Source organism: Enterobacter sp. DNB-S2, assembly GCF_019443845.1.
Classification (GTDB): Bacteria; Pseudomonadota; Gammaproteobacteria; order Enterobacterales; family Enterobacteriaceae; genus Enterobacter; species Enterobacter asburiae_B.
Genome location: NZ_CP050520.1, coordinates 4,468,779 through 4,481,674, shown reverse-complemented (window position 1 = coordinate 4,481,674; position 12,896 = coordinate 4,468,779). Strand labels below are relative to the sequence as shown.

Here is a 12,896-nt window from a genome sequence, read left to right as displayed (position 1 = left end):
ATTAATGATGTAGCCGTGATATAGAGGTAGCACCTTGTTTAAAGCGTTTGTTTTGTTTTTCGCCCTCTGGGTACCTGTCACTCAGGCAGACTCCGGTTGGCAACCCGTTCAGGAAACTATTCGTAAAAGCGAAAAAGATACCCGTCAATATCAGGCTATTCGTCTTGATAACGGCATGACCGTGCTGCTGGTTTCCGATCCGCAGGCGGTGAAGTCCCTCTCGGCATTAGTGGTGCCGATTGGATCGCTGGAAGATCCTGACGCGCATCCTGGGCTTGCACACTATCTGGAACATATGACGCTGATGGGGTCAAAAAAATACCCGCAGCCGGATAGCCTGTCCGAATTTTTGAAAATGCATGGCGGCAGCCACAATGCCAGTACGGCACCGTACCGCACGGCCTTTTATCTTGAAGTCGAAAATGATGCGCTGGAAGGCGCGGTCGATCGCCTTGCTGATTCCATCGCCGCCCCCCTGCTGGATAAAAAATATGCCGACCGTGAACGCAATGCCGTCAATGCTGAGTTGACCCTTGCCCGCACGCGAGACGGTATGCGCATGGCCCAGGTCAGCGCCGAAACCATCAACCCTGCGCACCCGGGTTCGCGCTTCTCCGGCGGTAACCTTGAGACGTTAAGCGACAAACCGAACAGCCCGGTGCTTGATGCCCTGCACGCGTTTCGCGATAAATACTACTCCGCCAACCTGATGAAAGCGGTCATCTACAGCAATAAACCGTTGCCAGAACTGGCAGGCATGGCGGCTAAAACGTTTGGCCGGGTGCCGAATAAAAATATCGACCTGCCGCAGATAGACGTACCGGTGGTCACGGATGCGCAAAAGGGCATCGTGATCCACTACGTGCCTGCGCTGCCGCGCAAAGTGCTGCGCGTGGAATTCCGCATCGATAACAACACCGCACAGTTTCGCAGTAAAACCGATGAGCTGGTGACCTATCTGATAGGTAACCGTAGCCCGGGTACGCTTTCTGACTGGCTGCAAAAACAGGGGCTGGTGGAAGGTATTCGCGCCGACTCCGATCCGGTTGTGAACGGCAATAGCGGCGTGCTGGCGATCTCCGCCACCCTGACCGACAAGGGCCTGGCAAACCGTGACGAAGTGGTGGCGGCGATCTTCAGCTACCTCTCTTTACTGCGTGAGAAAGGCGTCGATAAGCGCTACTTTGATGAGCTCGCCCACGTGCTGGATCTCGATTTCCGTTACCCGTCCATTACCCGCGATATGGATTACGTTGAGTGGCTGGCGGATACCATGATCCGCGTGCCGGTGGAGCACACCCTCGACGCGGTCAATATTGCCGACCGCTATGATGCCGATGCGGTAAAAGCCCGCCTGGCGATGATGACGCCGGAGAATGCCCGCATCTGGTACATCAGCCCGAACGAACCGCATAACAAGACGGCGTATTTTGTCGATGCCCCCTATCAGGTGGATAAAATCAGCGCGCAGACCTTCGCCGACTGGCAGAAGAAGGCCGGAGAGATTGCGTTGAAGCTGCCGGAGCTGAACCCCTATATTCCGGATGACTTCTCGCTGACCAAAACGTCAAAAGATTATCCGCACCCGGCGCTCATCGTTGATGAACCGACGCTGCGGGTGGTGTATACGCCCAGCCGCTACTTCGCAAGCGAGCCAAAGGCCGATGTCAGCGTGGTGCTGCGTAACCCGAAAGCGATGAACAGCGCCAAAAATCAGGTGATGTTCGCGCTCAATGACTATCTCGCCGGGATTGCGCTCGATCAGCTCAGCAACCAGGCGGCCGTGGGCGGGATCAGCTTCTCCACCAACGCCAACAACGGTTTGATGCTCAATGCAAACGGCTATACCCAGCGTTTGCCTCAGCTGTTCCAGGCACTGCTGGAGGGCTATTTTAGCTATACGCCGACGGACGAGCAGCTTGAACAGGCCAAATCGTGGTATGCGCAGATGATGGATTCTGCGGAGAAGGGCAAAGCTTACGATATGGCGCTTATGCCGGCGCAAATGCTGTCGCAAGTTCCTTATTTCCAGCGAGAGGACCGCCGTGCGCTGTTGCCTTCGATCACCTTAAAAGACGTGCTGGCTTACCGTGATGCGCTGAAAACCAACACGCGTCCGGAGTTCCTGATCGTCGGCAACATGAGTGAGGATCAGGCCAAAACCCTGGCAGAGAATGTACGCACTCAGCTCGGTTCGAAAGGCGACGAGTGGTGCCGCAACAAGGACGTGCTGGTTGAGAAAAAACAGAATGTGATTTTTGAAAAGGCGGGTAACAGCACGGATTCCGCGCTGGCCGCGGTATTTGTGCCAACGGGCTATGATGAATTCGCCAGCTCGGCGCAGAGTGCCGTACTGGGGCAAATTATTCAGCCGTGGTTTTATAACCAGTTACGCACAGAGGAGCAGCTTGGCTACGCGGTGTTTGCCTTCTCCATGAACGTAGGCCGACAGTGGGGGCTGGGTTTCCTGCTGCAAAGCAGCGATAAACAGCCGGCGTATCTCTGGAAGCGTTACCAGGCCTTCTTCCCACAGGTGGAAGCAAAACTGCGCGCCATGAAGCCGGAAGAGTTTGCGCAAATCCAGCAGGCCGTCATCGCACAGGTGATGCAGCCGCCGCAGACGCTGGGTGAAGAAGCCTCGCAGCTGAGCAAAGATTTCGATCGCGGTAATCTGAAATTTGATTCGCGTGATAAAGTAGTGGCCGAGATAAAACAGCTGACGCCGCAGAAGGTTGCCGACTTCTTCCATCAGGCGGTCATTAAGCCGCAGGGAATCACCATCCTGTCTCAGGTTTCCGGTAGCCAGAACGGGAAAACGGAGTACGTGAACCCGAAAGGCTGGAAAGTCTGGAAGAGCGTCAGCGCGCTGCAGCAATCGATGCCCTGGAGTAAGAAAGAATGACCGATACCGCTGAGTCCCTTGATCCCTTACGTTTACCTCTGCAGGGTGAACGATTGATTGAAGCCTCAGCGGGAACGGGAAAAACCTTCACCATTGCCGCTCTGTACCTGCGTCTGCTGCTGGGGCTTGGCGGCAACGCCGCTTTTCCACGCCCTTTGAGCGTGGAGGAGCTGCTGGTGGTGACCTTCACCGAGGCTGCCACCGCTGAGCTGCGGGGCCGTATTCGCAGCAATATCCACGAGCTGCGCATCGCCTGTCTGCGTCAGAGCACGGATAACCCTCTCTACGCGAGCCTTCTGGAAGAAATTGCCGATAAGCAACAGGCAGCCCAGTGGCTATTGCTCGCTGAACGGCAGATGGATGAAGCGTCCGTCTTCACCATTCACGGTTTTTGCCAGCGTATGCTGAGCCTGAATGCGTTTGAATCCGGGATGCTGTTTGAACAGCAGCTCATTGAAGATGAATCCGTGCTTCGCTATCAGGCCTGCGCGGATTTCTGGCGTCGCCACTGCTACCCGTTACAGCGCGATATCGCCGAAGCGGTACATGCGCTGTGGAAGGGCCCGGAGGCGCTGCTGCGCGCTATCGATCGTTATCTGCAGGGGGAAGCACCGGTCATCAAATCCCCGCCGCCTGCGGATGAAACCCTGGCCTCACGCCATGAAAAAATCATCGCGAGAATTGCCGATATCAAGCAAAAATGGATTGAGTCCGTTGGCGAGATTGACGCAATCATCGAAAATTCCGGGATTGATCGACGCAAGTTTAACCGCGGCAATCAGGGGAAATGGATCGACAAGATCAGCGCCTGGGCGCAGGAAGAGACGCGAGGCTACCAGCTCCCGGATGCGCTGGAGAAATTCTCCCAACGTTTCCTGGCTGAGCGGACCAAAGCCGACGGCATTGTGCCTGAGCATCCTCTGTTTGTGGCGATTGAAACCCTGCTGGCTGAGCCCTTAACGCTCAACGATCTGATGATTACCCGCGCCATGACGGAAATTCGCGACGCTGTCGCGCGTGAGAAACGCCGCCGGGGTGAACTGGGGTTTGACGATATGCTGAGCCGCCTCGATGCGGCGCTGTGCAGTGAAAATGGCGAAGCGCTTGCCGCCGCGATCCGCACACGGTTCCCGGTGGCGATGATTGACGAATTTCAGGATACCGACCCTCAGCAATACCGCATTTTCCGCCGTATCTGGCGCCAGCAGCCCGGTACCGCGCTGTTGTTAATCGGCGATCCGAAACAGGCCATCTACGCCTTCCGCGGTGCGGATATTTTCACCTACATGAAAGCCCGTAGCGAAGTTGATGCGCACTACACGCTTGATACTAACTGGCGCTCCTCTCCCGGCATGGTGGAAAGCGTCAACGCGCTCTTCAGCCGCATGGATACGGCGTTTATGTTCCGGGAGATCCCGTTTCAGCCGGTAAAGTTCGCCGAGAAAAATGCCTCGTTGCGCTTTGAGTTCAACGGCGAGACGCAGCCTGCCATGAACTTCTGGCTACTGGACGGGGAAGGCTGCGGTGTTGCCGACTATCAAAATGCCATGGCCCAGCACAGTGCCGCGCAAATCCGCGACTGGCTCAGTGCGGGCGCGCACGGTAAAGCGCTGCTGTGGAAGGGGGATAAACCAACCCCGGTAAAGGCATCCGATATCACGGTGCTGGTGCGCAGCCGTCAGGAGGCCGCGCTCATCCGCGACGCTCTGACGTTACTGAATATTCCCTCCGTCTATCTCTCGAACCGCGATAGCGTCTTTGAAACGCTGGAAGCGCAGGAGATGCTATGGCTGCTGCAGGCCGTGCTGGCTCCGGAGCGGGAAAGCACGCTGCGTAGCGCATTAGCGAGCGCGATGCTCGGGCTGAACGCGCGGGATATTGATGCGCTGAACAATGACGAAGCCGCGTGGGATGCCGTGGTAGAAGAGTTTGTTCGCTACCGCGAAAAATGGCAGAAGCGTGGAGTCATGGCGATGGTGCGCGAGCTCATGGCGCAGCGCCACATTGCGGAGAATATGCTGGCGACAGCAGGCGGCGAGCGCCGTTTGACCGATATTTTACATATCAGCGAACTGCTGCAGGAAGCCGGTACGCAGCTGGAGAGCGAACACGCTCTGGTACGCTGGCTGGCGCAGCAGATTGCCGATCCGAACAGTAATTCGTCCAGCCAGCAGATGCGACTAGAGAGTGATAAACATCTGGTGCAGATCGTCACCATTCACAAGTCGAAAGGCCTGGAATATCCGCTGGTCTGGCTGCCGTTTATCGCCAATTATCGCGTGCAGGATCAGGCCTTTTACCACGATCGCGAGTCTTTTGAGGCGGTGCTCGATCTCAGCAACGCGGAGTCCAGCGTTGAGCTGGCCGAAGCCGAGCGTCTGGCGGAAGACCTGCGCCTGCTTTACGTGGCGCTGACCCGTTCGGTCTGGCACTGCAGCCTGGGCGTTGCGCCTCTGTTCCGTCGCCGTGGCGAAAAGAGCGGGGAGAGTGATTTTCATCTGAGCGCGCTGGGGCGGCTTATTCAGCACGGCGAACCCAAAGACGCGGCGGGCCTGCGCCAGTGCATCGAATCGCTTTGCACGGAGCATGTTGCCCTGCATATTCCGTCGCAGCCCGACAACAGCCGCTGGCAGATGCCGGAGCTGCGTGAGTCAGAGCTCCATGCCCGCCAGGTTGTGCGTACCATTGCCGACGACTGGCGCGTCACCAGCTACTCCGGTTTGCAGCAGCACGGGCAGAGTATTGCGCAGGATCTGATGCCAAAACTGGACGTGGATGCCGCAGGAGCCGGTAGCGTACCCGCTGAGCCGTTGCTCACGCCGCACCAGTTCCCGCGCGGCGCCTCGCCGGGCACGTTTTTGCACAGCCTGTTTGAAGAGCTGGATTTTACCCAGCCGGTTTCCGAAGAGTGGGTGCTGAAAATGTTACAGAGTGGCGGCTACGACGCGCAGTGGCAGCCGGTTCTCACCGACTGGATCCGCGCGGTACTGCACGCGCCGCTCACGACGCAGGGGATCTCGCTGAACCAGTTGACTGCCAAAGATAAGCAGGTGGAGATGGAGTTTTATCTCCCCATCGCCAGCCCGCTCAGGGCCGAGGCGCTTGATGCGCTGATCCGCGAGTACGATCCGTTATCCGCCGGGTGCCCGCCGCTGAACTTCCGCCAGGTGCAGGGGATGCTCAAAGGCTTTATCGACCTGGTTTTCCGCCACGAAGGGCGCTACTACCTGCTGGATTACAAATCGAACTGGCTGGGTGAAAGCAGCGAAGCCTACACCCAGGACGCGATGGCATCGGCAATGCAAATGCATCGCTACGATCTGCAGTACCAGCTTTACACCCTTGCGCTGCACCGTTACCTGCGCCATCGCATGGCCGATTACCGCTACGAAGATCATTTTGGCGGCGTCATTTACCTGTTCCTGCGCGGAGTGGATGCTAACGACCCGCGTTCCGGCGTCTTTTGCACGCGTCCGGCTGCGGAACTGATTGAAAAAATGGATAACCTGTTTGCTGCAAGCACGGAGGAGGTAGCATGACGATGCAGGCGCTACTGCTGGACGCGGTTGAACAACGGTTACTGCGTCACCTGGATGTGCAGTTCGCCATGATGGTGGCAGGCGAGGAGCCTGCCGTCATGCTGGCCGCGGCCATTCTGAGTAAAGACGCGGGGGAAGGCCACGTATGTCTGCCGCTGTCGCGTCTGGCTGTGGATGAGAAAATGCCTCCGGCTTTACAGGCGTGTTTCGCGCAGCTGGGTGACGAAGTGGACTGGCAGGAGATATTACTCGGCTCGCCTGCCGTAAGCGGAGCCGATACCGGGACGCCGATGATCCTTGTCGGCGAGCGTTTGTATCTTAACCGGCTGTGGCGTAACGAACTGACGGTAGCGCGCTTCTTCAGCGAGACCAACGCCCCGCTTCCCTGCGATGAAGCGCAGCTCCGGCAAACGCTGGATACGCTGTTTACCTCTGACGACGCGACAGACTGGCAAAAAGTGGCGGCAGCCGTGGCCTTAACGCGACGGATCTCGGTGATTTCTGGCGGCCCGGGCACCGGGAAAACGACCACTGTGGCAAAACTGCTTGCCGCGCTGATTCAGCTATCGGGTGAGAAAAAGTGCCGTATTCGCCTGGCGGCCCCCACCGGTAAAGCGGCGGCACGTCTGACGGAGTCGTTAGGCGGCGCGCTGCAAAAACTGCCGCTAACCGGGGAGCAGCTTGCGCTTTTCCCCAATGAAGCGAGCACGCTGCACCGTTTGCTTGGCGCACAGCCGGGTAGCCAGCGTCTGCGCTATCATGCCGGTAACCCACTGCACCTTGACGTGCTGGTCGTGGATGAAGCGTCGATGATTGACCTGACGATGATGTCGCGTTTGATCGATGCGCTACCGCCGCACGCGCGCGTCATTTTCCTCGGCGATCGCGATCAGCTTGCCTCCGTAGAGGCGGGAGCCGTATTGGGGGATATCTGCACCTATGCCAGCCTGGGATATACCGCGGAACGCGCGCAGGAGCTGGCCCGTCTCACCGGATGTTCGCTCACGTCTGAAAACCATTCGCTTGCAGGGGCGCTGCGCGACAGCCTGTGTCTGCTGCAAAAAAGCTACCGTTTCGGCAGCGACTCTGGCATCGGCCAGCTTGCGGCGGCGGTGAACCGGGGCGACCGGCGCACCACCACAGCGGTATTTGACGGTACCTTTACGGATATTGAGAAAAAATCGCTGCAAAGTGGGGAAGAGTATCAGGCGATGCTGGACGACGCCCTGCAGGGGTATCAGCACTTTCTGACGGGCGTACAACAGCAAAGTACGCCGGAGCAGGTCATTGCTGCGTTTGGCGAATACCAGCTGCTCTGTGCGCTGAGGGAAGGCCCCTTTGGCGTCCGGGGTTTGAACGACAGGCTGGAACAGCTGCTGGCGCAAAAACGCAAAATTAACCGTACCCAGCACTCGCGCTGGTATGAAGGGCGACCGGTGATGATCTCCCGCAACGACAGCGCGCTGGGATTGTTTAACGGGGATATCGGGATTGCGCTCGATTGCGGTCAGGGCCTGCGCGTCTGGTTCCAGATGCCGGACGGGAGCGTGAAGTCCTTCCAGCCCAGCCGTTTGCCCGAGCATGAAACCGCCTGGGCGATGACGGTGCATAAATCCCAGGGCTCCGAGTTTAACCATGCGGCGCTGATCCTGCCCACGCAGCTTTCACCCGTCGTTACCCGCGAGCTGATCTATACCGCCATTACGCGCGCGCGTCAGCGTCTTTCGCTCTATACCGATGAGCGGGTGCTGGTGCAGGCGATCGCCACCCGAACGGAACGCCGAAGCGGGCTGGGCGCGATATTTGAGTCACTCTGAACAACGCCAGATATCCAGGCCGGGTACGCGCAGCGCGACCCGGCAAGCGTTGTATTATCCCAGGTCAGCCATCAGCACCTTTGAACGACGCTGATAGTTGTACATCTCTTTCTTCGTTTCCGGCAGAGAATCGATATCCACCGGCGTGAATCCGCGCTCCTGGAACCAGTGAATGCTGCGCGTCGTCAGGACGAACAGCTTGCTCAGCCCCATCTGGCGCGCCTGTGCCGCCACGCGTTCAAGCAGCATTTCGCCGCGTGAAGAGCTACGGTAATCAGGATGCACCGCCACGCAGGCCATTTCACCGATCTTCTCTTCCGGGAACGGATAGAGTGCGGCGCAGGCGATGGTCAGGTTATCGCGCTGAATAATGGTGAATTTGTCGATCTCCATCTCCAGCTGTTCGCGTGAGCGGCGTACCAGAATGCCCTGCTGTTCCAGCGGGCGGATCAGCTCCAGAATGCCGCCGATGTCATTGATGGTGGCGCGGCGGATCTGCTCCGCACTCTCCATCACAATCTGCGTACCAATACCGTCGCGGGAGAACAGCTCCTGCAACAGGGCCCCGTCTTCCTGATAGCTAATCAGGTGGCTGCGGCGCACGCCGCTGCGGCAGGCCTTCACGGCGCCACGCAGGAAGCGGACGGTGCCGGAGTGGTAATCGCCTTCGGCTTCCAGCGCCTCCACGCGAGCCTGGGCTTCATTCGGGAAGAGTTCCGGTACGATTGTTCCTTCAGCGTCCACGACGCCCTGGGAGGAGCAGAACCCAATCATTTTTTCCGCCTTCAGCTTGATCGCCAGCTGCGTGGCGATCTCTTCGGACGTCAGGTTAAAGCTTTCGCCGGTCACGGAAACAGCGACCGGGCCCATCAGCACGATGGCACCGCTGTCCAGCTGGCGGTGAATAGCTTCTTCATCAATACGACGGATACGGCCGCTGTGGCAGTAATCCACGCCATCGTCCACGCCGAGCGGCTGGGCAATGATAAAGTTGCCGCTCACGACGTTGATATGCGCGCCCTGCAGCGGCGTATTGTTCAGGCTCATGGAGAGACGCGCGGTAATATCCAGCTGCAGCAGACCCGCCGCCTGTTTCACCAGCTCCAGGGTTTTGGCATCGGTGACGCGGGTATGTTTATGGTAAATCGGCTCGTGGTGGTGAGCGGCCAGGTTGGCGTCGATCTGCGGACGCGCGCCATAAACCACCACCAGGCGGATCCCGAGGCTGTGCAGCAGGCCAATGTCATTGACGATGCTGGAAAAATTTTCATGCTCAATGGCTTCGCCGCCAAGCATGATGACAAACGTTTCCCCCCGATGGGCGTTGATATAGGGAACAGAATGGCGGAATCCCTGGACCAGTTCGGTTCTACGTTCCTTCACCATGGCACAACCCTTAATGAATGTTTATTCGTAATTTCTGTATTTTTATTCGATTGTGGTCGCGTGTGCAAGCGCAAATTTTCTGCGACCCATAGAAATTGGTAAGTAATCCGTGCGTTAGCGTATGATTGTTTACCCTTTTATAGATGACAGTTTATGCGTCATTCGTTAAAGTTTTCGGTCAATTTGGACATTTTGTATATCAGTCAGTGTTCTTGCTCGGGAGAAGCATGTCGGGATCCAATTCAGCAATAAGCCGCCGCCGTTTGTTAAAAGGGGCCGGGGCAATGTGGTTGCTTAGCGTCAGTCAGGTCGGTCTTGCCGCCACGAGTCAGGTGGTGGCGGTGCGCGTCTGGCCGTCGTCGACCTATACGCGCGTGACGGTTGAATCCAATCGCGTGCTGAAATATAAGCAATTTGCCCTCAGCAACCCGGAACGCGTGGTGGTGGATCTCGAAGGCGTTAACCTCAACTCCGTGCTGAAAGGGATGGCGGCGCAGATCCGCGGCGACGATCCGTTTATTAAATCGGCTCGCGTCGGGCAGTTTGATCCGCAAACCGTGCGCATGGTGTTTGAGCTTAAACAGAACGTTAAGCCGCAGCTGTTCGCCCTGGCGCCCGTCGCGACCTTTAAAGAGCGTCTGGTGATGGATCTCTACCCGGCCAACGCAACGGATATCCAGGATCCACTTCTCGCTCTGCTGGAGGACTACAACAAGGGCGATCTTCAGCGTCAGGTGCCGCCTGCGCAAAGTGGCCCGCAGCCCGGAAAAGCAGGGCGGGATCGTCCGATTGTGATCATGCTCGATCCCGGCCACGGCGGCGAAGACTCCGGCGCGGTGGGTAAATACCGCACGCGTGAAAAAGACGTGGTGCTGCAAATTGCCCGCCGCCTGAAGGCGTTGATTGATAAAGAAGGCAATATGCGCGCCTATATGACGCGCAATGAAGATATCTTTATTCCGCTGAAGGTCCGGGTGGCGAAAGCGCAGAAGCAGCGCGCCGATTTGTTCGTGTCGATCCATGCGGATGCCTTTACCAGCCGCCAGCCAAGCGGCTCGTCGGTGTTTGCGCTCTCAACCAAAGGCGCGACCAGTACCGCAGCAAGATTCCTGGCAGACAGCCAGAACGCCTCTGACCTGATTGGTGGCGTGAGCAAAAGCGGCGACCGCTACGTCGACCATACTATGTTCGATATGGTGCAGTCGCTGACCATTAACGACAGCCTGAAGTTTGGTAAAGCGGTGCTGGGCAAGCTGGGCAACATCAATAAGCTGCATAAAAACAGCGTTGAACAGGCCGGGTTTGCGGTACTCAAGGCACCGGATATCCCGTCCATCCTGGTCGAAACCGCGTTTATCAGTAACGTCGAAGAGGAGCGTAAGCTCAAGACGGCAAAATTCCAGCAGGAGGTTGCGGAGTCGATTCTGGCGGGGATACGGGCGTATTTCTCTGACGGGGCGACGCTGGCGCGACGCGGATAATGCTTTCAGCCGGGTAAACGCCCGGCAAATTCACAAACGACAGATACAAAAAAACACCCTTGAGGGTGTTTATTGTTTTCAGAAGTGTTGGTTGCGGGGGCCGGATTTGAACCGACGACCTTCGGGTTATGAGCCCGACGAGCTACCAGGCTGCTCCACCCCGCGTCCGTCTTTCTACTCGTGTAGAAGCTTACTGCTTCAAATTTGATTGGTTGCGGGGGCCGGATTTGAACCGACGACCTTCGGGTTATGAGCCCGACGAGCTACCAGGCTGCTCCACCCCGCGTCCGTCTTTCTACAGTCGTAGAAGATACTTCATCAAATTTTAATTGGTTGCGGGGGCCGGATTTGAACCGACGACCTTCGGGTTATGAGCCCGACGAGCTACCAGGCTGCTCCACCCCGCGTCCGTGGATGCGCACTATACTCGGATAGGTTTGTGATGCAACCCCTTTTTCACATAAATCATGATTTTGTATGCAAATTGAACGACATGGCTCTGTTTGGACTATTTTTTGCGCAAAATTTGCCAAAGGGCATGCGATCGCATTTCATTAGCCCTGGCGGTTTGTTATCTTCATCACGCGGAAATGGGCAACTTAAAGACGAGATATAATGAAAGGACGTTGGGCGAAGTATCTGATGGCGGGCGCAATGGTAGCGATTCTTGCGGCCTGTTCTTCCAAACCGACCGATCGCGGTCAACAGTATAAAGACGGGAAGTTATCCCAGCCTTTCTCTTTAGTTAATCAGCCTGATGCCGTCGGCGCACCGATTAATGCCGGTGATTTCTCCGAGCAGGTCTACCAGATCCGCAACGCGTCGCCGCGTCTGTATAGCTCACAGAACAATGTTTATAGCGCGGTCCAGGACTGGCTTAAAGCAGGCGGCGATACGCGCAACATGCGCCAGTTTGGTATCGACGCCTGGCAGATGGAAGGGGCCGATAACTACGGCAACGTCCAGTTTACCGGTTACTACACCCCGGTTATCCAGGCACGACACTCGCGTCAGGGCGAGTTCCAGTATCCTATCTATCGTATGCCGCCAAAACGCGGTCGTCTGCCGTCTCGCGCTGAGATCTACGCCGGTGCGCTGAGCGAAAACTACGTTCTGGCCTACAGCAACTCCCTGATGGATAACTTCATCATGGACGTTCAGGGCAGCGGCTACATTGATTTTGGCGACGGGTCGCCGCTTAACTTCTTCAGCTATTCCGGTAAAAACGGCCACGCCTATCGCAGCATCGGTAAAGTGCTGATCGACCGCGGCGAAGTGAAGAAAGAAGATATGTCGATGCAGGCGATCCGCGAGTGGGGCGAGAAACACAGCGAAGCCGAGGTGCGCGAGCTGCTGGAGCAGAACCCGTCGTTCGTCTTCTTCAAACCGCAAAACTTCGCGCCAGTGAAAGGGGCGAGTGCAGTTCCCCTGATTGGCCGCGCGTCGGTAGCATCGGATCGTTCGATTATTCCTGCAGGCACCACGCTGCTGGCTGAGGTTCCTCTGCTGGACAATAACGGCAAGTTCAACGGTCAGTATGAGCTGCGTCTGATGGTGGCGCTGGACGTTGGCGGGGCAATTAAAGGCCAGCACTTCGACATCTATCAGGGTATTGGCCCTGACGCAGGCCATCGCGCGGGCTGGTATAACCACTACGGACGCGTGTGGGTACTGAAGGCGGCGCCGGTTGCTGGAAACGTATTCAGCGGCTGATTGTGGTATTCTGAGCACAATACGGATTACTGTTCAGGGTGAGGAAAACCTCACCCTT

General features: G+C 57.3%; 6 protein-coding genes and 3 tRNA genes. 5 read left to right on the top strand and 4 right to left on the bottom strand.

The features are described 5' to 3' along the window. The first annotated feature begins 34 nt into the window (after positions 1 to 34). From ptrA to recD, 3 genes are read left to right on the top strand one after another with little or no spacing between them, the layout of a single operon-like run. Complete coding sequence (gene ptrA, locus HB664_RS21595) at positions 35 to 2,902, top strand: pitrilysin (protein ID WP_219940193.1); 2,868 nt, start codon at positions 35 to 37, stop codon at positions 2,900 to 2,902. Further along, on the top strand, positions 2,899 to 6,441 hold the full coding sequence (gene recB, locus HB664_RS21590) for an exodeoxyribonuclease V subunit beta (RefSeq protein WP_219940192.1): 3,543 nt from the start codon (positions 2,899 to 2,901) through the stop codon (positions 6,439 to 6,441). Before ptrA ends, recB begins: the two co-directional genes overlap by 4 nt. Continuing rightward, positions 6,438 to 8,258 (top strand): exodeoxyribonuclease V subunit alpha, encoded by a 1,821-nt coding sequence (gene recD / locus HB664_RS21585; protein WP_219940191.1) that lies wholly within the window; start codon positions 6,438 to 6,440, stop codon positions 8,256 to 8,258. The genes recB and recD overlap by 4 nt, the downstream gene beginning before the upstream one ends. A gap of 54 nt (positions 8,259 to 8,312) precedes the next feature. On the opposite strand, the gene argA is transcribed toward recD, so the two are convergent. Next, positions 8,313 to 9,644, bottom strand: coding sequence for an amino-acid N-acetyltransferase (gene argA, locus HB664_RS21580; protein WP_219940190.1), 1,332 nt, complete (start codon positions 9,642 to 9,644; stop codon positions 8,313 to 8,315). Between the two features lie 227 nt (positions 9,645 to 9,871). On the opposite strand from argA, the gene amiC reads away from it, so the two are divergent. Further along, the gene (gene amiC / locus HB664_RS21575) at positions 9,872 to 11,125 is read left to right on the top strand and encodes an N-acetylmuramoyl-L-alanine amidase AmiC (protein WP_029740496.1); all 1,254 of its coding nucleotides are present in this window, start codon (positions 9,872 to 9,874) and stop codon (positions 11,123 to 11,125) included. Positions 11,126 to 11,213: 88 nt separating this feature from the next. On the opposite strand, the gene HB664_RS21570 is transcribed toward amiC, so the two are convergent. From HB664_RS21570 to HB664_RS21560, 3 genes are all read right to left on the bottom strand, one after another. Continuing rightward, positions 11,214 to 11,290 (bottom strand) — tRNA-Met (locus HB664_RS21570). 44 nt (positions 11,291 to 11,334) lie between these two features. Next, positions 11,335 to 11,411: transfer RNA gene (locus HB664_RS21565), tRNA-Met, on the bottom strand. A 44-nt stretch (positions 11,412 to 11,455) separates the two neighbouring features. Then, positions 11,456 to 11,532: transfer RNA gene (locus HB664_RS21560), tRNA-Met, on the bottom strand. 208 nt (positions 11,533 to 11,740) lie between these two features. Between HB664_RS21560 and mltA the strand changes: the two genes are divergently transcribed. After that, on the top strand, positions 11,741 to 12,838 hold the full coding sequence (gene mltA, locus HB664_RS21555; RefSeq protein ID WP_219940189.1) for a murein transglycosylase A: 1,098 nt from the start codon (positions 11,741 to 11,743) through the stop codon (positions 12,836 to 12,838). Positions 12,839 to 12,896 lie beyond the last annotated feature (58 nt).